The sequence below is a fragment of the [Rhizobium] kunmingense genome (assembly GCF_977018605.1).
Window position 1 is genome coordinate 1,751,538 of record NZ_CDRNXG010000001.1, and the last position, 23,954, is coordinate 1,775,491.

Annotated in this window: 13 protein-coding genes and 2 pseudogenes; 7 read left to right on the forward strand and 8 right to left on the reverse strand. The window is 63.9% G+C overall.

Annotated elements, in window-relative coordinates; all coding sequences use genetic code 11:
• Positions 1–5: 5 nt before the first annotated feature.
• The 4 genes and pseudogenes from AC0JZ4_RS08315 to AC0JZ4_RS08330 all read right to left on the reverse strand — a co-directional run bounded on the left by AC0JZ4_RS08315 (position 6) and on the right by AC0JZ4_RS08330 (position 10,012).
• On the reverse strand, positions 6–7,523 hold the full coding sequence (locus AC0JZ4_RS08315; protein WP_471885912.1) for an Ig-like domain-containing protein: 7,518 nt from the start codon (positions 7,521–7,523) through the stop codon (positions 6–8).
• A pseudogene (locus AC0JZ4_RS08320) lies at positions 7,524–7,667 on the reverse strand (Ig-like domain-containing protein); the annotation flags it as partial.
• Positions 7,668–7,942: 275 nt separating this feature from the next.
• A pseudogene (locus AC0JZ4_RS08325) lies at positions 7,943–8,260 on the reverse strand (BapA/Bap/LapF family prefix-like domain-containing protein); the annotation flags it as partial.
• 282 nt (positions 8,261–8,542) lie between these two features.
• A complete protein-coding gene (locus AC0JZ4_RS08330) occupies positions 8,543–10,012 on the reverse strand; it encodes a TolC family protein (RefSeq protein WP_471885913.1) in 1,470 nt (489 codons plus the stop codon).
• Between the two features lie 508 nt (positions 10,013–10,520).
• Between AC0JZ4_RS08330 and AC0JZ4_RS08335 the strand changes: the two genes are divergently transcribed.
• Positions 10,521–11,282 (forward strand): WecB/TagA/CpsF family glycosyltransferase, encoded by a 762-nt coding sequence (locus tag AC0JZ4_RS08335; protein WP_471885914.1) that lies wholly within the window; start codon positions 10,521–10,523, stop codon positions 11,280–11,282.
• Positions 11,283–11,291: 9 nt separating this feature from the next.
• Here AC0JZ4_RS08335 and AC0JZ4_RS08340 read toward each other — a convergent pair whose 3' ends face one another.
• Positions 11,292–12,890 carry a GumC family protein gene (locus AC0JZ4_RS08340; RefSeq protein ID WP_471885915.1) on the reverse strand — a complete coding sequence of 533 codons (1,599 nt, stop codon included), beginning with the start codon at positions 12,888–12,890 and terminating at the stop codon, positions 11,292–11,294.
• Between the two features lie 197 nt (positions 12,891–13,087).
• On the opposite strand from AC0JZ4_RS08340, the gene AC0JZ4_RS08345 reads away from it, so the two are divergent.
• Positions 13,088–14,164 carry a glycosyltransferase gene (locus tag AC0JZ4_RS08345; protein WP_471885916.1) on the forward strand — a complete coding sequence of 359 codons (1,077 nt, stop codon included), beginning with the start codon at positions 13,088–13,090 and terminating at the stop codon, positions 14,162–14,164.
• Positions 14,165–14,167: 3 nt separating this feature from the next.
• Here the strand turns inward: AC0JZ4_RS08345 and AC0JZ4_RS08350 are convergent, their stop codons facing one another.
• Positions 14,168–15,043: a DUF6492 family protein gene (locus AC0JZ4_RS08350; protein ID WP_471885917.1), complete on the reverse strand. Its 876-nt coding sequence runs from the start codon at positions 15,041–15,043 to the stop codon at positions 14,168–14,170.
• A gap of 156 nt (positions 15,044–15,199) precedes the next feature.
• On the opposite strand from AC0JZ4_RS08350, the gene AC0JZ4_RS08355 reads away from it, so the two are divergent.
• Positions 15,200–16,528 carry a lipopolysaccharide biosynthesis protein gene (locus AC0JZ4_RS08355; RefSeq protein WP_471885918.1) on the forward strand — a complete coding sequence of 443 codons (1,329 nt, stop codon included), beginning with the start codon at positions 15,200–15,202 and terminating at the stop codon, positions 16,526–16,528.
• 6 nt (positions 16,529–16,534) lie between these two features.
• Here the strand turns inward: AC0JZ4_RS08355 and AC0JZ4_RS08360 are convergent, their stop codons facing one another.
• Together AC0JZ4_RS08360 and AC0JZ4_RS08365 are read right to left on the reverse strand one after the other, a co-directional pair.
• Positions 16,535–17,545, reverse strand: coding sequence for a glycosyltransferase family 2 protein (locus AC0JZ4_RS08360; RefSeq protein WP_471885919.1), 1,011 nt, complete (start codon positions 17,543–17,545; stop codon positions 16,535–16,537).
• Between the two features lie 177 nt (positions 17,546–17,722).
• Positions 17,723–19,060, reverse strand: coding sequence for an O-antigen ligase family protein (locus AC0JZ4_RS08365; RefSeq protein ID WP_471885920.1), 1,338 nt, complete (start codon positions 19,058–19,060; stop codon positions 17,723–17,725).
• Between the two features lie 195 nt (positions 19,061–19,255).
• On the opposite strand from AC0JZ4_RS08365, the gene AC0JZ4_RS08370 reads away from it, so the two are divergent.
• From AC0JZ4_RS08370 to AC0JZ4_RS08385, 4 genes are all read left to right on the forward strand, one after another.
• Positions 19,256–20,323, forward strand: coding sequence for an endo-1,4-beta-xylanase (locus AC0JZ4_RS08370; protein WP_471885921.1), 1,068 nt, complete (start codon positions 19,256–19,258; stop codon positions 20,321–20,323).
• A gap of 403 nt (positions 20,324–20,726) precedes the next feature.
• Positions 20,727–22,169 (forward strand): UbiA family prenyltransferase, encoded by a 1,443-nt coding sequence (locus AC0JZ4_RS08375; RefSeq protein ID WP_471885922.1) that lies wholly within the window; start codon positions 20,727–20,729, stop codon positions 22,167–22,169.
• The gene (locus AC0JZ4_RS08380; protein WP_471885923.1) at positions 22,169–23,500 is read left to right on the forward strand and encodes an FAD-binding oxidoreductase; all 1,332 of its coding nucleotides are present in this window, start codon (positions 22,169–22,171) and stop codon (positions 23,498–23,500) included. The genes AC0JZ4_RS08375 and AC0JZ4_RS08380 overlap by 1 nt, the downstream gene beginning before the upstream one ends.
• Entirely contained in the window at positions 23,497–23,913 is a 417-nt protein-coding gene (locus AC0JZ4_RS08385; RefSeq protein ID WP_471885924.1) for an EamA family transporter, read from the forward strand. Before AC0JZ4_RS08380 ends, AC0JZ4_RS08385 begins: the two co-directional genes overlap by 4 nt.
• Positions 23,914–23,954 lie beyond the last annotated feature (41 nt).

A 23,954-nucleotide genomic window follows, 5' to 3' on the forward strand; every position in this document is an offset into this window, starting at 1 on the left:
CTTGCTTATACGACCGGCAGTCTCGAGTTCTGCAGGTCGTCCTCCTGATTGAGCGGCTCGAACGGGTCGAGCGGCGGTGTCTCGGCGAGATCGAGCGTGACGCCCGTCTCATTGCCGATATCGACGCCGGTGCCGCCCGGCAGATCGACCTCGACGCTGAGGCCCGCTTCCTCGCTCGCCTCGACATCGACCGATGTGCCGCCGAGCAGCTCGTCGAGCCCGCTCAGATCGACTTCCGCACCATCGCCGACGATCAACCCGAGACCGCCGTCCTCGGTGAGCGAGACGTCGATGAGGTCGGCGAGGAGATCGGGGTCGTCCAGCGCTTGGCCGAGGTCGTCGAGGAGGGCGTCAGTGGCGACGATCTCGGGTGCTTCGGCATCCGGCGTTCCGACGTCTGCGGTTTCATCCGGTATTTCTTCGGCGGTGGCGGTGCGGGCAGCGGGATCGGTGCCGTCGTCGTCCGTCTGGCCGGTGCCGCTGCCATCATCGGCGAGTGCGAAGGCGGAGACATCGTCCGGTTCGGCCATCGCCGCCATGGTCACGGCCGAAGGATCCTGCGCCTCCACCTCGATGACCAGATCCGACGACAGTTCGTTGCCTGTGACCGGATCGACGACGACGATGGTGAACGTGTCGGAGCCGCCGGCGGTGGCGGAAAGATCCGGCGTATAGACGTAGGAGCCATCGGCATTGATGACGAGCGTGCCGTATTCACCGTCGATCGTGACCGTGCCGTTGGTCAGAAGATAGGTCGTGCCGTCGAACTCGATTTCCGTGACCTGCAGGTCGTCGGTCTCGCCGGTGGCGGCCTCGTCGATGAAGTTACCATCCGCTTCTTCGCCGACCGAAACGTTGACCGTCTCGAACTGGTCGGTGGCGGTTACCGAGATCGACCTTACCGCGCCGATGCCGAGATTGAGGCCGGGATTGGGAAACAAGGTCGCGCGATACTGGCCGGCATCGAGATCGGTAACCGTGATCGTGCCGGTGCGGGCACCCAGCAGATCCAGTTCCAGAATGCCGTCCTCGACACTGTTGCCGCTGCTATCGTCGCGTACCCAGGCGGTGCCGTTGAAGCGCTCGATGATCACCGAGTAGCTGCTGAGAAGGCCGACATTGAGCAACCCGCCGATCTGCAGGGCGAAGGTTACCGAGTTGGTGTTCTCCGCCAGCGTGAAGCCGACGACCGGGTTAGTGTTGCTGCCCAGATTGACATTGGCGAGATTGCCGACCGTGACGATCGCAAGCGCGCTAACCGAGCGCGATGCGGTGGACGGCGTCGGCTCGTTGGTGCGGGTGGTCGTGACGTTCAATGTTGCGAGATCTGCGACATCGGTGAGAGCGAAATCGACGCCGGGTGCCACGGTTGTAGCCGGGGCGGAGACATTGCCGGCGCCATCCGTGAGGGTCACGCTCAGCGTATCGCCATCTACCTGCGCCGGGGCAAGCCCGACGCTGAAGGTGCCGTTGGCGGCAACGGTGCCGGTGCCGACGATGTTGTCGTCGGAATCGCGGATGGTGACGGTCGTGCCCGGTTCACCTTCGCCGGTCAGTTCGGTGCCGGACGGGTTGACCGCAAGGTCGGTTGGCGGCGCGGGGTCTATGAAATCGGGGGTGAGCGTCGTTGCCGATGGCGAGACGTTTTCTGCCTCGTCCGTCTGGGTGACGGTCAACAGGCGGCCATCGTCCTGCGTCGGCGAAAGTGGAACCGTGAAAGTGCCGTCGTCGTCGACCACGATCGAGCCGACCTCGACGCCTGACGCGTTGACGACCCGGATGGTAGCGCCGGCCTCGCCGGTGCCGGACAGGCTCGTGCCGTCTTCGTTGACAGCGAGATTGGCGGGGGCGGCCGGTGCGATCAGGTCGGGCGCATCTACGGTTTCAGGCACCGACGGGTTGCCGGCAGCATCGGTGAGGACGACGTTCAAGGTTCCGCCATCGGTCTGCGAGGGCGAGAGGCCGATTTCGAACGTGCCGTCTGGGGCAACGGTGCCGGTGCCGATGATATCGCCGGCCTCGTTCCTGACCGTGACCGTTGCGCCGGGTTCACCGCCGCCGCCGATCAGCGTGCCGGTTTCATCGACCACCAGCTCGGTCGGCGGCTCGGGGCCGGTTTCGTCAGGCGCTGCGACGGTCGCGGATGGCGACGGGTTGCCGGCGATATCGGTCTGGATGACCGTCAGCGTGCCGCCGTCCAGCTGGGCGGGCAAGAGGCTGATGTCGAACGTGCCATCCGGGTTCACCGGGCCGGAGCCGATGATCTGGCCGGCTCCGTTCCTGACCGTGATCGTCGCTTCGGGCTCGCCGAGGCCGGAGAGAGTGAGGCCGTCGTCGCTGACCTCGAGTGCGGTCGGGGCGGCGGGGGCGACGTCGTCCGGTGTCAGAACGCTTTCCGGGGGCGAGGCATTGCCGGCCGCATCGGTGAGGACGACATTCAGGCTCCCACCGTCGTTCTGGGCGGGTGATAGCGTGACGGTGAAGTTGCCCTCATCATCGACGGTACCGTTGCCGACGATGACACCGGCGGCATTGGTGACGCGCACGGAGGCACCCGGTTCGCCGGTGCCGGTAAGTTCGGTGCCTGTGTCATCGACTTCGAGATCGGCCGGCGCGTCCGGGCCGATGAGGTCGGGCGAGGTCGTCAGACCGGGACCGGAGTCGTTTCCGAATGCGTCGGTGAGGATGACTTCGAGCGTGCTGCCATCGGTTTGCGGCGTGTCGAGGACGATCGTGAAGTTGCCGTTGGTATCGACGACGGCACCGTCGCCGATCTGGTTTCCTTCGGCGTCGTTGACCGTGACGGTGGCGCCCGGTTCGCCGCGTCCCGTGACGGTGGTGCCATCCGGGCTGACATTGAGGTTGGTCGGCGTCTCGGGACCGGTGAGATCGGGCGACAGGACGTTGCCGGCCTGCGATGTTCCTCCGAGATTTGCCTGCACGACGCTCAGATTGCCGCCGTCGTCCTGCACGGGGCTGAGGGTGATGCTGAAGTTGCCGAATTCATCGACCGTATCTTCGCCGACGACGGTGCCGGCGGCGTTTGTGACGGTAACGGTCGCGCCTGCTACGCCCGTGCCGGTCAGTGTTGCGCCGTCATTGATGACTGCGAGATTGTCCGGGGCCGCCGGCGCGTCGGGATCGGCTGCGAGCACGGTTGCCGGCGGCGACGGGTTGCCGGCCGGATCCGTCTGGATGACGGTCAGGATGCCGCCATCCAGCTGCGCCGGGTCGAGTGGGATCGTGAATGTGCCGCCTGCGCCGACCGTGCCGGTGCCGATCTCGTTGCCATCCGCATCGGTTACGACGACCGTCGCGTTCGGTTCGCCGATGCCCGTCAGTGTTTCGCCATCGGTTTCGACGAAAAGATTGGTCGGTGCTGTCGGCGGCTGGATGTCGGTGAGCGTCAGCGTATCGGTGCCGGAAACGTTGCCGGCGCCATCCGTCTGGGTGGCGACAAGCTGGCCGGCGTCCGTCTGAGGCGGGTCGAGGAGGATGGTGAAATTGCCGTCCTCGCCCACCTCGCCGGTGCCGACGATGATGCCGCCGGCATTTCTGACCGTCACGGTCGCGCCCGCTTCACCCGTGCCGGTGACGCTGGTGCGGGCGGTGTCGGTGGAGATGAGATCCGGTGGCTCCGGCGCGACGAGGTCCGGGGTAATGACGGACACCGTCGGCGATGGATTGCCGGCCGGGTCCTGCTGCAGAACCGTCAGGCTGGTGCCATCGGTGACCGGATCGTCGAGATCGAAGGTGAAGACGCCGTTGGCGCCGACCTGGCCTCGGCCGATCTCTACGCCATCGGCATCCCTGACGATGACGGTTGCATTCGGTTCGCCGCGGCCGGTAATCGTTACGCCATCCGGGCTAACGCTGACATTGGTGGGGGCTGCCGGCGGTACAAGGTCGGCGGCCGGGACCGTGGCCGGTGCCGAAGGATTGCCGGCCGTGTCTGTGAGGACGACCTGCAAGTTGCCGGCATCGGTCTGCGGCGTGGTGAGGTTGAAGCTGAAATTGCCGTCTTCGTTGACGGTTCCCGTGCCGACGATCGTGCCGGCGGCATTTCTGACCGTCACGGCCGCGTCAGGTTCGCCCGTACCGGAAATGGTGACGCCGTTCGCGGTGACCGCCAGATCCTCCGCCGGTGCGGGCGGCGTCAGGTCGGGCGCTGCGACGGTTGCCGGTTCTGAACCGTTTCCTTCTCCGTCCTCGAGCGTCACGCTCAGCGCGCCGCCATCGATCTGCGCGGGGTTGAGGCCGATGGTGAAGGTGCCTTCGGCATTGACCAGGCCGGTGCCGATCTGATCGCCGGCGGCATTGGTAACGGTCACCGTCGTGCCGGGTTCGCCGGAACCGGTCAGCACCGTGCCGCTGCCGTTAACGACAAGACTGGTGGCAGGCAGCGGATCGGTGACGTCCGGGGCGGTGACTATGATCGGTGCGGACGGGTTGCCGGCCTCGTCGGTCAGGACGATCTCCAGCTCGCCGCCATTCGCCTGGGCGGGGTTCAGCGGAATGCTGATCTGGCCGTTCGGATCTACCGTGCCGCTGCCGATCGTGTCGCCATCGGCGTTCCTGACGATGATTGTGGCATTCGGCTCGCCGGTGCCGGTCAGTGTCGTGCCGTCAGGCGTGACGGTCACCGTCGGTGCGTCGGGACCGACGAGGTCGGGAGAGGCGACGGTCGCCGGTAGCGATTCCAGGCCGGCCGCGTCGGTCAGGACGACGGTCAGATCGCTGCCGTCCGTCTGCGGCGGGGCGATGCCGATGGAGAAGGTGCCGTTGGCGGCGACGATGCCGGTGCCGATCGGGTCGCCATCCGCGTTCGTCACGGTGACGGTCGCGCCCGGTTCGCCGCGGCCGGTCAGCACGGTGCCGGCGGCGTTGACCACAAGCTCGCTCGCCGGTTCGGGGACGGTGATGTCCGGCGCCGTGGCCGTTGCCGGCGGCGAGTTGTTGCCGGCCGTGTCGCGCTGGGTGACCTGCAACAGCCCGCCTTCATCCTGCGGGGGAGTGAGGTCGAAGGCGAAGCTGCCGTCCTCGTCGACGATGCCGGTGCCGACGATGACGCCGGCCGCGTTCCTGACGGTCACGGTGGCGCCGGCTTCGCCCTGGCCGGAAATGCCGCCGCCATCGGGATCGACGGCAACGCCCGTCGGCGCCGTCGGGGCAGTGAGGTCGGGCGAGGGGACCGTGACGCCCGGTGACGGGCTGGTGCCATCGGACAGCGTGACGGTCAGGTCACCGCCATCCGTCTGGGCGGGGGCAAGGGGAACACTGAACGTGCCGTTGGCGGCGACGGTTGCCGTGCCGACCGGATCGCCGGCCTCGTTGGTGACGGTCACCGTCGTGCCCGGTTCGCCGCGGCCGGTCACCACCGTGCCGGTTTCGTTGACGCTGACATTGGTCGGAGCTTCCGGCGGGATCAGGTCCGGCGCGGTGGCAAAGCCCGGCTGGGACGTGCCGCCGTCGTCGGCCTGGACGGCCTGCAGCTCGCCGCCATCGATCTGCGGCGGATCGAGATCGATCGAGAAGCTGCCGTCGTCTTCAACGGTGCCCGAGCCGATCGTCTCGCCGGCGGCGTTCCTGACGGTGATGGTCGCGCCCGCCTGGCCCTGGCCGGTCAGCACGGTGCCGTCCTCATTCACGTCGAGTGCAGTCGGCGCCGGCGGTGCTTCCGGGTTGGGGGCAAGCACGGTGCCGGGCGTGGAGGCGTTGCCGGCCGCATCGGAGAGAACGACGTCCAGTTCGCCACCATCCGTCTGCGCTGGATCGAGTTCGACGCTGAATTGTCCATTCGGATTGACGGTGTCGGTGCCGATCACGTCGCCCGCGGCATTGGTGACGGTGACAGTCGTGCCCGGCTCGCCACGGCCCGAAAGGACCGCGCCTGTCTCGTCGACAATCAGGTTGGTCGGCGGGGCGGGAGCGGTCGTGTCCTCGACCGTCACGGTTGCGGGATCGGAGACATTGCCGGCGGCATCCGCCTGTACGACCTGCAACTGGCCGCCGTTTTCCTGTGCGGGGCTGAGATTGACGGTGAACTCGCCATTCCCGCCGACCAACGCCGTGCCCAGCGTCACGCCGTTGACATCGCGGACGGTGACGGTTGCACCGGGTTCGCCCGTGCCGGTGAGGACGGTGCCGTCATCATTGACGGAAATTCCGGTCGGCGCATCGGGGGCGAGGAGGTCTGGGGAGGGAACGGAGACGGGATCGGACTCATTTCCGGCGGCGTCTTCGGCGACCACGTCGAGATCGCGGCCATCGGTCTGCGCCGGATCGAGTTCGATGGAGAAGGAGCCGTCCGGGCCGACCTCGGCGGAGCCGACAAGGACGCCGTCGGCATCGCGGACGGTGACGGTCGAGCCGGGCTCGCCCCGGCCGGTGAGTACGGTGCCGTCATCGCTGACGCCGAGATTGGTGGGGGCATCCGGACCGATGAGATCGGGGGCGGGTGTGGTGGCGGGCGGAGAGGTGTTGCCGGCCTCGTCGGCGAGGATGACGGTCAATGAGCCGCCATCGGTCTGGGCGGGGTTGAGGTTGACGGTGAAGGTGCCGTTGGGGCGTACGGTGGCGGTGCCGAGCGGATCGCCATCCGCGTTGGTGACGGTCACCGTCGTGCCCGGTTCGCCGCGGCCGGTCAGAACCGTGCCCGCATCATTGACGTCGAGATTGGTCGCGGCTTCTGGGTCGGTCAGGTCGGGCGAGGCTATGATGCCCGGCTGCGACGTGCCCGTCGGGCCGGTCTGGGTGACGCGCAGGTCGTTGCCGTCGATCTGGGAGGGGGCGAGGTTGACGGTGAACGAGCCATCGGAGGCAACGGTGGCGGTGCCGACCAGCGTTCCGTTCGCATTGGTGACGCGCACCTGCGCGCCGGCAAGCCCCTGGCCGGTCAGTACCGTGCCGAAATCGTTGACGTCGAGCCCGGTCGGGGCCGCCGGTGCGTCAGGATCGGGGGCAAGCACGGTGCCGGGAGGAGACGGGTTGCCTGCCGCATCGGAAAGCACGACCTCCAGCTCGCCGCCATCCAGTTGAGGTGGAGCGAGGGAGATTTCGAACGTGCCGTCGTCATTCACGATGCCGCTGCCGACCTCATTGCCGGCTTCGTCGGTGACGGTGACCTCCGCTCCCGGCTCGCCACGGCCGGAGAGCAGCGTGCCGGCGGCATTGACGCCGAGATCGGTGGGTTGCGCGGGGGCCTGCGTGTCGCCGACTTCGAGTGTTGCTGCCTCCGAGGCGTTGCCGGCGGCATCCTCCAGCACGACGTCCAGTTCGCCGCCATTGGCCTGGTCCGGGTCGAGTTCGATGGAGAACGTGCCGTCAGGGGCGACCGTGCCGGTGCCGACGACGACGCCATCCGCATCGGTGACCGTGACAACCGCACCCGGCTCGCCGCGGCCGGTAAGGACTGCGCCGCCATCGGCAATGGCAAGGTCGGTCGGCGCGTCGGGGGCGATCAGGTCCGGTGCGGTGGCCGTGCCCGGATCGGAAACATTGCCGGCTTCATCCTCCAGGGTCACATCGAGGTCGCCGCCGTCGATCTGGGCCGGGTCGAGTTCGATGGAGAAGGAGCCGTTGGCGGCGACGATGCCAGTGCCGACGATGACGCCGGCAGCATTGGTGACCGTGACCTCCGCCCCCGGCTCGCCGCGCCCTGTGAGAATGGTGCCGGCGTCGTTGACGGAAAGGTTGGTCGGTGGCGAGGGGGCGTCCGTATCGGAATCGGAAGTTCCGAGTTTGCATCCGCGTCGGCATCGGCATCCGCATCTGCGTCGGCATCAGCGTCCGAATCCGCATCGGAATCGCTGTCGTCGGAGCCACCACCGCCGCCCGACGAACCGCCGATGCCGACTGCCGCGGCACCGAGGCCGAGCGCTGCGGCAAGGCCGAGAATGGACCCGCCGCCGGCACCCGCACCGGCTGCACCGGCCCCTGCCAGCTGGTCGATCGGGCCGGCATCGACGAATTCGAAATTGGCGAGGCCATCGGTGTATTCGCCCTGCCAGGCATTGCCGGCGGAATCTTCGAGAATGAGGTCGCTGCGTTCGCCGCCTTCAGCCGAATAAAAATTCTCGATGCGGATATCGGCGCCATTGCGGACGTCGATGATCAGGTCATTGCCGTTGCGGGTGGTCGAGGCGACCTCATTGGGGGAGAGGGAAAGCCTGACCGTGCTCGGGTCGGACAAGACGATATCATTGCCGGAAACAGTCGTTTCAACACCGGTTACTTTGTCCAAGACGACAGAGACCATCATACTCTCCCCTGTATGCCGGGCGTCATGCCCGTTTCATCGAATGCGGCTTTGCGCCCTTCGCGGCGCGCAGCCTCCTCTTGCTATCGATGCGTGGCCAAGACAGGCCAAGGTCGCGCGCCGACAGCACATGTGAGTGAAGGTGCAGTACTTCACGCAATGGTCAATTAGTGGTGGCTTATGTTTGGGGAGTGAGGTTTAACGAAGGGTAAACAAGGGGAAGTTGTGAACAGGGGCGCGCCTCAATCCGGGGCGGGCCTGTGGATAAAATGCTCCGTTCCAGCGCTAGTTGGCGATGGATCCGCGGAAACTTGCCTGTTCGAGGGTGGCTTTAGGGGCCTTTGCCCTGGCCACTCTTGGTGCATTCGAGCGAGGCTCAGACCTTGCCGGTACCGGCGGTGCCGAGAGGCTGAACGTATCGCGCAGACGGCCTGCGGAATAGGCGCATTCGACGTTCAGCCGATAGAGATCGAAGCGGGTGTTGATCTCGTCGAAACGAGCCGCATGCAGCTCCTGGTCGGCATTCAAGACGTCGAGAAGCGTGCGCGTGCCGAGGTCGAGGAACTGTTTCTGGTAAAGATCGCGTGTCTCGCGCATCATCGACTGGCGGGAGCCGAGCGAGTTCAGCAGCGTGTTGAGGCTGTTGACCTGAGCGGCGGACTGGAGCCAGGTCTTCTGGGCGTCGAAACGGCCGGTGGCGATGGCGGCGTCGGAGGCCTGGGCGGCGTAGCGGGCGGCATTCTGGCGGGCGCGGAACGACCCGCCATTATAGAGATCGCTTTTGACGGTGAGGCCGATCATGTAGTCGCTATTGCCGTCGCCCCAGGTTTTCATGCGGTTGGACGCTTCGAGCGCAACGGTCGGCAGCATGTCGGCACGGGCTAGGCCGACGCGGGCATCGGCCTCGCGCTTGCGCGACTTTGCCGCCAGAACGGCAGGCACGGTTTCCCAATCCGGTTGCTGGCCCATGCAGGCCTTGCCAAGGCCCGCAGGGAAAGTGGAGCGCAGCCTTACACCGCCCGTTTCGCCCAGGAGCGCGCTGAGCGTGCCTTCCCAGCGCTGCTTCTCGGCGTTGATTTCCAGGGCCGTTGATTGCGCAGCCTGGATGCGGGCGTCGGCCTGCAGTTTGTCGGACCTCGTGCTCGCGCCACGGTCGGAGCGGGCGTCGACAAGCTTGCCGATTGCCGAGACGTCGTTGACCTGATCGCGGGCGACGGCGGCCAGTCTCGTGTTGCGCAGGAACTCCACCGAGGCAAGCGCCGTCTCGCGGATCGTGTCGTCGACGGCGGCGAGAAACTCCGCACGGCGTACATCATGGATGGCGCTTTCGGTCTCGACACGACCGGATACCTTGCCGAAATCATAGATCATCTGCGACGCGGACAGGTTGAAGCGTGGCGCCCATGCGCCGCTGTCGCCGTTCTGGGCGGCAAGATCGAGGCCGCCGCCGACCGAGGGCATGTAGCCGGATCGGGCGTCTGCGACGAGTTCGTTCTGCTGGCGGATGCGGCCCGCCGCTTCCTGGATGGCGGGATGCCAGGAGACCACGCGGCGCACCGCGCTTTCGACATCGGTGACCGGTTCGCGCTGGCTGGATGCTGCGGCGACGCTCGCTTCGGTCTTCGCCGCCGCATCTACGGCGGGCGAAGGCGGCTTGTGGCCGGATGCGGATTTCGGGGTCGTCTGGCTACACGACGCCTGCATGATCGCGGCGAGCGCCACGAGCCCGACAATGATGGCGCGACCTGAATGCATTCATGCTCCATAGACCGTGATAGAAAGCTGTGATCGGCCTACGCAACACTTTTGGCTGAGAAATGCTCTCAAGCACCTAGAAGTTGCTGATATATAAGTGATTCGTGAGATGCTGCAAACGTATTGCGGAAGTTTGGCCGACGAGGAGCGTCAAAGTGACGGCGTGGGCGTTTTGCACGATTGCTTGATGGGCGTAGTCCCCCACGAATACGGGGGTGCCTCGGACGGTGGATAAGGCTAGTAATCAGCTCTTCGTGATGCCTTGTTCCACGGGCGGTTCGTTAACCTTGCGTCCGTATAATCGGCGGCTGGATTACGGATAATTTACGCAAAATGATCGACTAATTTTAACGGAATATCTTGAGCCTATCGTAACCATCAGGCCTATTTCCGTTTGCTGACGAAATCGACGGCATGCTTCATGGCCGGTGATGCATGAAGCTTCAGAATTTGGATACCCATTCCGATCGCCATGGCCTTGAAAGCGGACGATTTAAACGTGTCGACGATGGCCACCTGGCCAACCAACATGCTCGGCGGACTGCCGATCGTGCGGACGACCATGGAAGAGACCGCCGACGGATTCATCCGTCAGGCGCTGTCGGCGCGCGGCATGAATACGCGGCCGTTCTATTCCACATCGGCGAATGGACAGGTGCTTGCGATGTGCATGCGCAAGAAGGATTTCAAAGCGCAAATGCTGCTGGCCGACCAGATCCATGCGGACGGCATGCCGATGGTTCACTATTCGCGGCTGATTTCCCCCGCGCCCGTGCCTGAACGCGTGGCGACGACGGATCTCGTCCATGCGGTTGCCGAACGGGCGCAGGATGTGGGCGCGACATTCTATTTTCTCGGCGCCAGCGAAGAGGTGAACGAGAAGGCGGTGGCGGCGATGCAGGCGCGTTATCCGCGATTGCGTTTCGTCGGTCGCCGCAACGGCTATTTTTCGCCCGAGCAGGAACAGGACGTAGTCGCCGATATCCGCGAGACGCGGCCCGACATACTTTGGGTCGGGCTTGGTTTCCCCCGCGAGCAGGAATTCATCAGCCGCAATCTGGACGGATTGCGCGGCGTCGGCGTGGTGAAGACGTCGGGCGGACTGTTCGATTTCCTCTCGGGCAAGAACCCGCGCGCACCGCTGTGGATGCAGGAACACGGCCTCGAATGGGCCTTTCGCATGGCCAACGAGCCGCGTCGCCTGACGCTGCGCTACCTGCTCACCAATCCCGTCGCGGCTTACGCGCTTCTGCGCTACTCCCGCCGATAATTCCTGGTTTCAGGCCTCGCGCCAGCGCGCGCGGTAGGCGTTCATCATCGACATGAAGCCGAGGGCGCAGACGAGTGCGCAACCGAGCGCAAAGCCGCCGATCATGCCGCCGGCGGTGAGATAGAGCGTGCGCGGTGGGTAGCTGCGGCCCCTGGGAAGGGCGGGCGGCGAGATGATGCGGACATTGGTGGTGTTGATCTGCTGGCGTTCGGCAATCTCGCGCGTACGAGCCATGAAGGCCTGATAGACCGTGGCGCGCGATTCCGCCTCGCGCTCCAGCTGGCGCAGCTGTACCAGCGCGTCATTGTCGCCGAAGACGACGGATTTCATCGCATTCGCCTGGTTCTGCTGCGCCATCAGCGCGGCTTCGGCCTGGCCGAGTTCGGAGCGGGCGGCATTGAGAATGCGCGCCTGTTCGGCGGCTATCTGGTTCTGGATCGCTTCGATCTGCGGACGCATGGCGGTGATCCGCGGATGCCTCGTGCCGAAGACGGTCGACTGGGCATCCAACTCGCGCTGGGTTGCGGCATACTGGGTGCGCAGCGCGGTCATCGTCTGGGATTCGATCGAGGCGCTGTCGAGGCGGCTTTCGGGGCTGCCGGTCGAAAGCTCCTGGAAGCGGCTGCGGGCGCGGATCACCCGCGCCTGGGCGTCGACGAGCTGCGTATTCGTCTGGTTCGAGACGATGCTGCTGACAAGCTCACCCGAGCTGGACAGGATATTGTGTTCGCGCCGGAAGCGCTGGGCGGCTTCGTCCGCGGTGGCGACTTCCTGTTTCAGCGAGTCGAGGCGGGCCGTCAGTTCGGCGGCGACACGGCCGGCACCTTCGGCCTGTGTCTTGACCAGTTCTTCCTGGAAATTGGTGATGATCGAACTGGCGATATCGAGCGCCTTGGGGGCCGAAACGCTCCAGACATCGAGATTGACGACGAAGGAGTTTTCCTCGCGCCTTGCGGTCACGTGCTGCTCAAGGCTGCGAAGCGCCTCAAGCCGGGGCGACTGGGCGTCGCCGGTGTCGTCGCCGAATTCCGGGTCCTGTTCCAGCCGCAGGCTGTCGATGACGTTGTTGAGGACATTGGCCGAGGTCAGGACCCTCAGCTTGCTCTCGACGTCGTAGATCTGCATGTCGAGCTGGTTGCTCTGGGCGAAAAGGTCGTCGGCGACGACCCGCAGGTCGGTCGGGTCGATGATGATCTGCGAGCCGACCGTGTATCGCTGTTCGGCAAGCCGCGCGAAGGCGATGCCGGCTATGGCGCCGAGCACGGCAAAAACGAGGATGATCCAGCGTCCGCGCCAGAGCCACTCGACGAAGGCATCGAGACTGATCTCATGCCACGGAACGGACTGGAGGATGGAGCGTGGCTGTGCCGACGTCTGCGTTCGCGGCGGTACAGGGGCCTGCGCCGGGGCGCCGGTCTCTGGCTGCGTCTCGGTTCGTGTCCGGGGATGCGGTGCCGATTGCGCCGGTGTCGATGGCGTCGCGGCATCGTCCCCGGAGCCGAGATAGGCAAGCAGCGAAGGCGGCCTTGCATCCGAAGCACGGTTCTGCGATGCCTCGGGCGTGTGGCTCGAAGCGTCCGTATCGCGATCGGTCTTGCGTGGGTCCATCGTGGAATACATAGGGCGTTACTCGAGCTCCCTCCAATGCCGATAAAACGCTATCCGCGCTAACAACTGGTAAACCATTTGCCGACCGGTAACCCTATCGTTCGACAATCGCACGGATTACGGCGTTCAAAACGCAATGAGTTAAGAGTTACCGGCTTTGTTGGGCGGGACATCTCGAACTGGATAGGCTGCTTGTTGTGACACGTTATCTTGTGTTTGGCTCAGAGGCTTCGACGCTGTGCGGGGTCGAGGCGTTTGCCAGAAACCTCAGATACCATCTCGGCGACAATGCGACGGAGAGCGTGCTCGATCTCGGCTTGCCGCATGTCATGGACGCGCTTGCCGGTCATGACGCGATCATCCTGAACTTTCCGATCGTGGCGTGGAAGAAACGGCTGGTCGAGCCGTCGCTCGTCGCGCTGATGGCGAAGCTGCGCCGACGCAGGGTTATCGTCATCCTGCACGAATGGGCAAGCCTCGACTGGAAGCGCCGGGTGGTGCTGTGGCCGGTGCTGATGCTGGCCGATGCCATCCTGTTTTCCGCGCCGGAGATCGAGAAGGAATGGCGCGAAAGCCGCTTTCCTCGACGGGCCAGCACGCCGACCGCGATCATTCCGATCCCGCCGAACGTGTTGCCGGGCGGTGCCGATCTCGATACGCCGGCGGTTGAGACGGTGCAGTCGCTGCGCCGGGACGGGCGTACGATCATCGGCCAGTTCGGCTCGATCTATCCGAAAAAGAACTGCGCGGAGCTTTTATCCATCGCGCGGCGATTGAACGATCAGGGGCTGGATGTCGCGGTCGCCTTCGTCGGCTCCTTCGTCAAGGGCATGGACACTGTCGAGGATGACTTTCGCCGGCAGGTGGAAGCGCTCGGGCTTGGCGACCGTGTGGTGGTGACGGGGTATCTGGCGACCGACGAGGAAGTGTTCGCCGCCTGCCGGCAGGTGGACATCTTCTGCTACCGGTTTGCCGAGGGGCTGACTTCGCGGCGCGGCAGCGTGCTGGCCGCGGCGCTTGCAGGGCGTATCGTCGTCACCAACGCCCCGGCGGACCCTGCCTCGCTTGACCATCACGACCTGTTCAAGACGCTGATCGCCAATGGCCGGATCGTGCTTGCGCCGCATGATGCGGATGCCGCCGCCATGGCTGCGGCGATCGAAGGTGTTATTCAGGGGGCGATCGGCAAGGTCCCGCTGCCGCTCAACGTCAATACCGAGATCGGTCTGCTGTGGCAGTCGATCATGACGCGGCTCGACGCCGTGCAGCGCTGAGCCTTATGCAGGCAGCGCCACTCGGCGGATGAGCGCCGGGTCGGTCGCCGTATGGGACTGGATGGCGATCGCGTACTGGTCGCGGTCCATGCCGTCGATCAGCGCCCGGATGCCGGCCTCGTCTAGCGCCGGTCCGCTCCAATAGGTGGCGCAGTAGCTTTTCGTCACCCGTTCATGGCTCTCGGCCAGTTCGCGGCTGCTGGCAATGCCGGCACCGTAGAGGATGTATTCGGAGAAATTGCGCGCCCGGCAGAGCGACTTCCACCACTCACGGCCGGTGACGCTCTCCACCCGCTGCAGGATGGCGCTGAGGGCTTGACGATCCCAGACCACCATCTGGCCGATATAGTCGTCGCCCGGCAGGTCGGGTTCCTCGACCCCGATGAGGCTATAGGCGCTCTTTCGCCAGGCAACGTGGTTGGGCAGGTTTTCGTCGATCGCACCGGGATCGACATAGAGGGGCGAGCGTTCGCCGCCGATCACCTTTGCGGCATCGAATGGGCGCACGAAGCAGTTGTCGCTATCGATGCAGAGCGTGCGCTCGCAGGATTGCAGCACCGCCATCGACAGCTTGCGCAGCTGTTGCACATGCCAGCCATAGACGGGCAGGCCCGCGCCGAGTGCCCAGTAATATTGCCGGCCCTTCCATTTCATGAAGCCCGGAAAAGGATGGAAGGTGCCCGGTAGAAGCACGGAATCGGGCAGAACCAGCCGCCTGTCATTGCCGAGCGGGGAAAAGAGATCGAGATCGGCATCGGCGACGAGCAGGTAATGCCGGTCGTAGCCGGTGACATAGGCATCGATGGAATCGCATAGGAGCCGGCAGGATTCGTAGTCGCGGTGATAGGTCGGCGTGATCAGGCTGACGGTGGCGGGCATTCTCAAATCCTGGCTTCGGCTGTTGTGATTTGCAGACTGCCTATGTCCGACCTAAGGCTCCGTTAATCCCGTTTGACCATAGTGCTGTCCGACGTTGATGATGGTGATAGGCAGGGGCGCATGAGGCGTTTCCGATCGCCGCTATGGAGATGTCGATTGCAGCTTGGGTCCAGGCACGAATTCCGGGATTTTCTACGGCATCTCGGTTCCTATATCGGGTCGAGCGGGGCACTGCTTGCGTCGAGCGTCGCCATGCTGCTGACTTTCGCGCTGCTGGCACGCCATCTCGGGCATGAACAATTCGCGCTGAACGCGACGATCACCGCGCTGACCAATCTCGGCATCCAGATCTGCGGCCTCGGCTCGCAGGAATCGCTGGTGCGGCGCGTGGCGCAGGATGCGAGCTTCTATCCCGACATGCTCGGTCACGTGCATATCCTCAACCTTGTCTCCGGCGTGGCGCTGGTTCTGGCCGGTGTGGTTCTCATTCCGATCCTGTTTCCGGTGTCAGACGATCTGGTGACGACGTTGTTTGCCACGGTGCTGATCCTTCTCACCAATATCGTGCTTCTGAAGGTCATCTGGCTGGCGACGAACAGCTATATCGCCCATTCACGCTTTTCGGTGGCGAACCGGATCGAGTTCCTGTTTGCCATCCTGCGCATGGCGGCGGCGGCGTTGAGCTGCCTCGTCTTCAACATCACCACGGTCGCCGAATGGGCCGTGTGGAACTTCGCCGCTCATGCGATCGTCGCCGTCATCGCGCTTGTCGCCATCCGCCGGCTGGGTCGGCCGACCTTCAGGATCGTGCGCGAGGAGGTGCCGATCGGCATCATGTTCGCCAGCCAGTTCTTCTTCAAGGCCGGCCGCAGCAATGCCGACATCCTTGTCCTGAGCGCGGTTGCCGGGTCGGAAATCGTCGGCAGCTATTCGATCGCAAGGCGGTTGACGGAGGCCTCCTACATGTCCGTCGAGGCGCTGAACCGGATCGTCTATCCGAGTTATGCGGCGGCAGCGGCACTCGGCGGTATCGCCACCGTATTCGAGCGTGCCCGCAAGATGCTGGTGCTGACGACCGGGATCGGCATTGCGGCTGCCATCTTCGTCTTCGTCATCACGCCATGGCTGCCGCTTCTGTTCGGCGATGAATATGTGTCGCTGTCGTGGATGACGCGGACGCTCTGCTGGGCGGTGATCCCGATGGCGGTGAGCGCCACCGCCTTCGAGGCGCTCGGGGCTTCCAGCCTGCAAAATATCCGCGCCCGGATCGTCAACGGGGCGAATATCATCGGTGCTGCGCTGGTGGCGATCGCCGCCTATTCGCTGAGCGTCGGCGGGGTGATTACCACGACCTATGTGCTGGAACTGGTGATTGCGTTTCTCGCCTGGCGTGCGCTTGGCAAGGCGGGGCTTGCGGCGCAGCGGGTAGCCGGCGGTAAAGTCGGTGCAGACACCCTGCGCAAGCCGGCCGATACACCGGCCTGATCCGGCTCAGTTTTCCGAAATACGCTGTTCTGCCGGCCTATCGGGCCGGCGGTCGCTCGTTGCAATCCTGCTTGCCTCATAGGGTGCGGGCAGAAAGCCGAGGCTTGCCGTGACGCGGCCGACCGACATGAGGATCGGATGCGTCGCGGGAAGGAGCCTTTTCGTTTTCGCCAGAATTCCGGCGGCGCGGAACAGGCTGAGGCCGAGCGAGACGGCGTTCTTCGCCTGCAGCTTGATCAGGCCGGAGAGGGATGGCGAGCGTTTCCGGTCGATCACGTAGTTGATGCTGCCGGTACGGATCGAGCGGCGCATCAGCCATCGAGCGCCGACACGTTCGGCGGCGACCGTTTCGTGGATGACGGCTTCCTCGCACCACCAGAATGTGCAGCCGGCAGCGCGGCAGCGGGCGAAAAACTCCATGTCGCCGCCGCCAAGAAAGTTGAAGGCCGCATCGAACAGGCCGGTGTCGAGGCGGGAAAATACCTCGCGCCGGATCAGGCAATTGCCCGTGCCGTGGATGACGGGAACCTGACGCGTCGGGCCTTCGATGAAGCCGTAGAGCGGATGCTCGCTGACCTCTGGCCCGACCGGCACGTCGAAGCGGCGGATGACCGGGCCGCCGACGATGTCGGCGCCGGTCGTGCGTGCGGTCGAGATCATGCCCGCCAGCCAGTCGGCTGTGGCGAGTTCGTCATCGTCGATCATCAGCAGGTACTGCGCCGACGGAAAACGCTCGAGCGCCTCGGAGAAGGCGCGATTGATGGCGTGGACATTGCCCTGGCGCTGCTCGATGACGACGGCGGAGGGAATGCCGGTTTCCGAGAGTATCTTGCCGGCCGCATCGGCACCGACCGGCTTTGCCGCATCGTTTTCCACGACGACGATGGCAAAGCGGGTGTCGCCCGTCTGCGCGACAAGCGAGCCCAGGGTCTGCGACACGCCGTCGGGCCGACGGAATGTCGGGATGCAGATGACGGCTTCCACGTCCGTCGCCGGGACATTCACGTCGTTGCTCAAGCCTTGCTCCCTGTGCAGTCCCGCTCTTTGCGGTCTTAACCGACGTCGAGCCGATCACGTTCATCGCAGGCGGAACGTCATATGCGTCGCCATTCCGATACGTTATGGCGGGGCGCAACACAAACCCGCTTTCGGCTTTGCGTTAACGCGGGGTGTTGGACAGCTGATGCCAGCCGGTCATGCCGGCTTGTTAAGGCTGGCCCTTGCCTGCAGGCGCAGGCCGAAGATCGAGATCAGCATTGTGAACCACAGCGGCCCGGAATTGACGAAGACGATGTTCTCGAGGCCGGCCAGCAGGATCGAGAAGATCCAGATGCGCAGGAAAAGCCGGGTCAGCGCCTTGTCGTTGTTGGTGGCAAAGGCCGCGCCCGCATCGCGATAGGGCAGGATGAGCAGCCAGAGGCACATCAGGACGAGCGCCGGAAAACCGCCGTTCATCAGCGTTTCAAGGAAGGAATTATGCGAGTGGGCGGCAAGGAAGGCCCAGGATTCCGTCGTCAGATTGCGCAGATAGGCGCTGCCCCAGAAGGACTGGAAGCCGTAGCCGGTCAGCGGATAATCGAGGATGCGCCCGACGGTGAAGGACCAGATGGCGCTTCGGCCGGTAAACGTCACGTCGATGCCGATGTCCTTCAAGAGCGCCTGTAGCGCCGGGAAGCTGGAAAGGCCGATGAGGACGATATTGAGAGCGAAGACCGGCGCGAGCGTGACGAGGAAACGCAGCGGCCGGGCGCGTTCGAACAGCCAGGCAAGCACCAGCACGGTCGGCAGCATGGCGGTCGATGTCTTGCCGCCGGTGAAAAGCAGGAAGATTACCGACAGAAGCACCGTGACGCTGCCGGTGCGGGAGTAGGCGGTGCCGCGCAGGTATAGGCCGAGCATGGCGAGATAGACCATGGCGGCGGCTGCCGTGTTCTTGTGGCCGAATATGCCGCGCCAGTCGCCGGCAAGACCTGCCTCCACCTCAGTGGCCATGTGAACGCCCATCTGCGGCACGGCGATGACGGCGAGATAGGACATGAACAGCACGAGCGTGGCGCTGACCGCGATGCCCCTTGCAAAGTCCTGGCTGTTGCGTGGCAGAAGCAGCACCGTCTGGGCGCAGCCAACGACGATCAGGGCATAGATGATGCGGCGGAAGGCGGTAACGGGTTCCGGGGCGAAGACCGAGACGAAGCAAAACCAGAAGAGAATGAGGACGAGCAGGCCGTGCGGGCCGAAGACGAGGCTGCGGCCGGCGCTGTTCCAGATCCTTGCTATCGCCATGGTGAACAGGATCACGACGACGATCTGGTTCAAGAGGTTGTTGGTCGTGGCGGTGGTGATTGCGGCGGTCGCAGCGGAAGGGGCGGCGCCTGCGCCGCTGCCGAAATGGATGACCGTCTCCAGCCCGATCCAGTAATAGGCAAACAGCAGCAGGAAGATGAAGTAGCCCATGCCCCAGCCCGTACGGCTGGCTTCACCCGCGCGATCGACTGCGGGGTAATAGGCGTCTGGGCGTCCTGTCCTTTCCAAGGGCGGCAATCCGGCTTCTCGTTGGCGATGGCGCGATGCTAGACGAAAGGCGCCGATGATCGGTTAACCGATCGGCAGAAAAGCGCCACTCCGCGGTAACATTATCATGGCATATGAAAATTGCTCTGGCTTTCACGATGAGGCGGCGGCAAGTTTGTGCGGGAGCGACGGCCAAGACAGGACGGGATGACACGGATGCGCAGACGCGATTTCGTCAAAGGTGTTGCCGCGGCGGGGACTGCGGCCGCGTTGCCGTTCGATATGGCGGTTTCGGCCGCGCCCGCTCCCGCAGTAGCCATCCCCTACGGCTCGGCCGTACGGGGCGATGCGCTGGTCGACGACTATGCCTATCGCATGGCGCTTGCCGAATATTGCCAGCTCGTGGTGCCCGAGGGGGCGCTGAAATGGTGGGATCTGCGCCCGACCGCCGATCAGTTCAATTTCTACGAAGCCGACAAGCTTCTGGAATTCGCCGATGCGAACGGCATGAAGATGCGTGGCCATACACTCGTCTGGTATGCCGGCATGCCGGACTGGACGGGGTCGCTGAAGACGGCATCGGCTGCCGAGCGGGAGTTCGACCACCATATCGCAACCGTCGTCGGGCGCTATCGCGGCAAGATCCCGAGCTGGGATGTGGTCAACGAGGCGATTTCCGAAAACCCGACGCAGTCGGATTACCTGCGGCCGAACCTGTGGCTGGAAACGCTCGGAAAATCCTATCTGGAAAAGGCCTTTCGGCGCGCTGCCGAAAGCGACGATCAGGTGCAGCTGGTTATCAATGAATACGACATCGAATGTGTCGGCGACTATTTCAAGAAACGCCGCGATGCTCTGCTGCGCGTCATCAGGGACCTGCGCGACCGCGATGCGCCAGTCCATGCGGTCGGTTTCCAGGGGCATATCAAGGGCGGATTCGAGATCGACAAGGAGGGCGTTTCCGCCTTCGTCGAGGAACTCAAGGCGATGGATGTCGAGGTGCTGGTGACGGAGCTCGACGTGATCGACAACGAGCTGCCGGGTGACGTGACGGCGCGCGATGCGGCGATTGCGGGGCGGGCGACCGATCTTCTCGAGGCGATCTTCGATGTGGAGCGGCCGACGGCGCTGCTCAGCTGGGGCATTTCGGACCGCTATACATGGGTGCCGATGTATTACACGCGCGAGGATGGCAGCCCGAACCGGCCGTTGCCGCTCGACCGCGATTACCGGCGCAAGCCGCTGATGGATGTCATCCAGACGTTCGCGCAGCGTGAGGCATAGGCAGGCTGAGCAGAGGTCGCGGTGTGAACAGGGCTTGTCCGATTCGATTTCTGCACCCATCGCCGTCGCATATGGGTTGTTCCGCGGCAGGCTGTAGTAAAATCGGACCATGGGTCACGATTCTTTAGAAGTTCCAGCCCTTTAGTCCGATCTGCGGTAGTAATGTAACGCTCCGTTAGGCGTAAATCCCAAGGTTTCCGAAACCCTAACGGCAATTATTCGGGGCATTTGGTTACGTTGGTCATGCCAGTCCTACGATTTTAACATGTCCTTCGCCGTTGGACACTAGGTTTCGGCTGGCCGAGGCGTGCGTTCAGGCGGGGGCTGTGCTTCTTTTGCGCACGTCCGCTTTCGATCGGGCGCCTTTGCGTCCGGACCAATCGCTATGGGGATAGCGCCGACAATGAATGTAAGAGCACAGAAAAAGGTCGCTGATCTGCCCTTGGCCGTCGATCTGGACGGCACGCTGATTTCGACCGATCTGCTCTGGGAAAGCGTTTTCCAGCTGCTGCGGACCAATCCCCTCTATCTCTTTCTGCTGCCTGTCTGGCTGATGTCGGGCAAGGCGCGGCTGAAGACGGAAATCGCCAGCCGCGTCACACTCGATGCCAGCCATCTTCCCTACCGGGAAGAGTTCGTCGCCTATCTGCGCGAGGAACATGCCGCCGGCCGAGAGCTGATCCTGATCACGGCTGCTGCCGAACCGTTCGCCAAGGCTGTGGCAGCGCATCTTGGCCTGTTCAGTGCCGTCTATCATACCGACGCCTCGGTCAATCTCGCGTCGCACCGCAAGGTCGATCTCCTGGAACGTCTCTATGGCGCAAAGGGCTTCGACTACGCTGGCAACGACCGGGCCGATATCGCCGTGTTCAAGGCCGCCCGTGCCGCCATCGTCGTGGCGCCGGATGCGGCGGCCAGACGCTTCCAGAAGGCGCATGCCTCGGTGGGGTTTGAGGCAAAGCCGCGTACGGCCAAGACCTATATCAAGATGCTGCGGGTGCATCAGTGGCTGAAGAACGTGCTCGTTCTTGCCCCGCCGGTGCTGGCGCATACGATCCTCGACATGAATGTCATCGTGTCCGCGGTGCTTGCCGCCGTCGCCTTCTCCCTCTCGGCCTCGGCGATCTACATCCTCAACGACATTCTCGACCTGCCGCTCGACCGCCAGCATCCGACCAAGCGCAACCGGCCTTTCGCCAACGGTACGCTCTCTATCCCGTTCGGGCTTGCTGCCTCGACAGTGCTTCTGGCCGCGACCGCCGTCATCTGCCTGTTCCTGCCGTTGCAGTTCGCCGCCGTCATCCTGCTCTATCTGTTCATCACCACGGCCTATTCGCTGTCGTTGAAGCGGATGCTCCTGATCGACGTGATCTGCCTTGCCGGCCTCTACAGCCTGCGCATTCTCGGCGGCACGGCGGCGGTCGACGAGTCCTTGTCCTTCTGGCTCACCGGCTTCGGCATGTTCTTCTTCCTGTCGCTGGCGCTGGTCAAACGCTATGTCGAGTTGCAGTTCACCAAGGTGGATGTCGGCGACCGGCTGGCGGGGCGCGGCTATCGGCCGGAAGATATCCAGATCGTCGGCCAGAGCGGCGTCGCCTCGGCCTTTGCCGCGGCACTGGTTCTGGCGCTCTATATCCAGTCGGAGGAAATCCGCGGCCTGTTCCGCGATCCGTGGATGATCTGGCCTCTGGTGCCGATGGTTCTCTATATCAACGTGCGCATCTGGATTCTGGCGCATCGCAAGGAGATGGATGACGATCCGGTCGTGTTCATCGCCACCGACTGGCGCAGCCAGATGTTCATCGCGGCCGGTGTCGTGCTGTTTGCCGCGGCGAGCATGTTCTGATGGCCCACTCCTTCGACAGTTTCGGTCGCGTCAATCGCCGTGATCGGGCGGCCATTGCCGTCGATCAGGCGATCGCCGCATTGCGCGACGGCGCAGCGAAACGGTCGGGCCTGCTCGCCTTCGGCAACGGCAAGTCCTATGGCGACAGTTGCCATAACGATTTTGGCGCGCTCGTGCCGATGCGCGAACGCAAGACGGTGCTTGGCTTCGATGCGCAGACCGGAGTGATCGAGGCCGAGGCGGGGATCTCGCTTGAAGAGATCATTGCCTACGTGGCGCCGCATAGGCTGTTTCTGCCGGTCACGCCGGGGACACGCTTCGTGACGCTGGGCGGCGCGATTGCCAATGACGTGCACGGCAAAAACCACCATCTGCGCGGCACGTTCGGCTGCCATGTGGAAAGCCTTGATCTTCTGCGCTCGGATGGCGTCACCTATCGCTGCAGCACTGACGAAAATACCGATCTCTTCGCCTCAACGATCGGCGGCATGGGATTGACCGGGCTGATCGTCAGCGCGCGGTTGCGGCTGATGAAGGTCGGCTCGCTCGATGTGGTCGAGACGGTCACGCCATTTGCCGGCCTCGACGGCTATTTCGATCTGGCGCAAGAGGCGGATGCGAAGAACGAATATGCGGTCGCATGGGTGGACCAGCTGTCGTCGTCCGGCCGCGGCGTGCTGATCACCGGCAATCATGCCGACAACGACAATTTCGATGTGCAGCAGAAGCCGGCACGGCTCGGCGTGCCGTTCGAACTGCCGGTCTCGGCACTTAACCGGTTGAGCCTGACGCTGTTCAATACCGCCTATTTCCATGCCAACAGCCGGAAGACCGCGCCGCATCTGTCCGGCTACGGAAAATTCTTTTATCCGCTCGATGGTGTGGGCGACTGGAACCGGCTTTACGGGCCGGCAGGGCTTTATCAGCACCAAAGCGTCATTCCGTTCGAAGCCGGGCGCAAGGTCATTCCGGCCATGCTGGCGGCCAGCCGCAAGGCGGGCCTTTCGTCTTTCCTGACGGTGCTGAAACGGTTCGGCGCGGTCGCGTCGCCCGGCATTCTGTCGTTTCCGCGGCCCGGCTATACACTGACCATGGATTTTCCCAATCGCGGTGGCAAAACGCTTGCCCTGCTCGACACACTCGACCGGATGACGATCGAGGCGGGCGGCCGGGTGAACCCGTACAAGGACCAGCGGATGAGCGCCGATGTGTTCAAGTCCGGCTTTCCGGAGTGGGCTCGGCTCGAAACATTCAGGGACGAAAGCTTCTGTTCGGATTTCTGGCGCCGGACGGCGCTTGCCGAACCGTCAATTCCAGGAGGAGCATCATGAAATACATCCCCTTCATCCTTTTCACGGTGCTGACCAATGCGGCTGCGCAACTGCTCTTGAAGCAGGGCATGCTGTCGCTCGGGCCGATCAGCTTTTCCGCCGATACGATCATCCAGCGGGTGTTCCAGATCGTCTTCAATCCGTGGGTCTTCTTCGGGCTTTTCACCTTCGCCATTTCGATGGCATCGCACCTCTATGTGCTGAGCAAGGTGGATCTGTCGTTTGCCTATCCGTTCCTCAGCCTCGCCTATGTGGCCGTGGCGGTTCTGGCCTGGCTTCTGTTCAAGGAAGAGCTCGGGGCGATGAAGATCGCCGGCATCGCCTTCATCTGCGTCGGCACGGTGCTGATCGCGCAGAGCGGGCATAAGGAAACACCCGATCAGACGGCATCGCTCGAACGCCACAATTCCTGATCCATCGATATTTGAACGACAAGAACGACGAGGTTTGAGAT

What these genes read in the sequence shown, in the direction of transcription:
- AC0JZ4_RS08350 (WP_471885917.1), bottom strand. Translation starts at nt 15,043, where the DNA reads ATGCCCGCCACCGTCAGCCTGATCACGCCGACCTATCACCGCGACTAC.
- AC0JZ4_RS08330 (WP_471885913.1), bottom strand. Translation starts at nt 10,012, where the DNA reads ATGCATTCAGGTCGCGCCATCATTGTCGGGCTCGTGGCGCTCGCCGCG.
- AC0JZ4_RS08375 (WP_471885922.1), top strand. Translation starts at nt 20,727, where the DNA reads ATGAATGTAAGAGCACAGAAAAAGGTCGCTGATCTGCCCTTGGCCGTC.
- AC0JZ4_RS08340 (WP_471885915.1), bottom strand. Translation starts at nt 12,890, where the DNA reads ATGGACCCACGCAAGACCGATCGCGATACGGACGCTTCGAGCCACACG.
- AC0JZ4_RS08380 (WP_471885923.1), top strand. Translation starts at nt 22,169, where the DNA reads ATGGCCCACTCCTTCGACAGTTTCGGTCGCGTCAATCGCCGTGATCGG.
- AC0JZ4_RS08335 (WP_471885914.1), top strand. Translation starts at nt 10,521, where the DNA reads ATGGCCACCTGGCCAACCAACATGCTCGGCGGACTGCCGATCGTGCGG.
- AC0JZ4_RS08370 (WP_471885921.1), top strand. Translation starts at nt 19,256, where the DNA reads ATGCGCAGACGCGATTTCGTCAAAGGTGTTGCCGCGGCGGGGACTGCG.
- AC0JZ4_RS08385 (WP_471885924.1), top strand. Translation starts at nt 23,497, where the DNA reads ATGAAATACATCCCCTTCATCCTTTTCACGGTGCTGACCAATGCGGCT.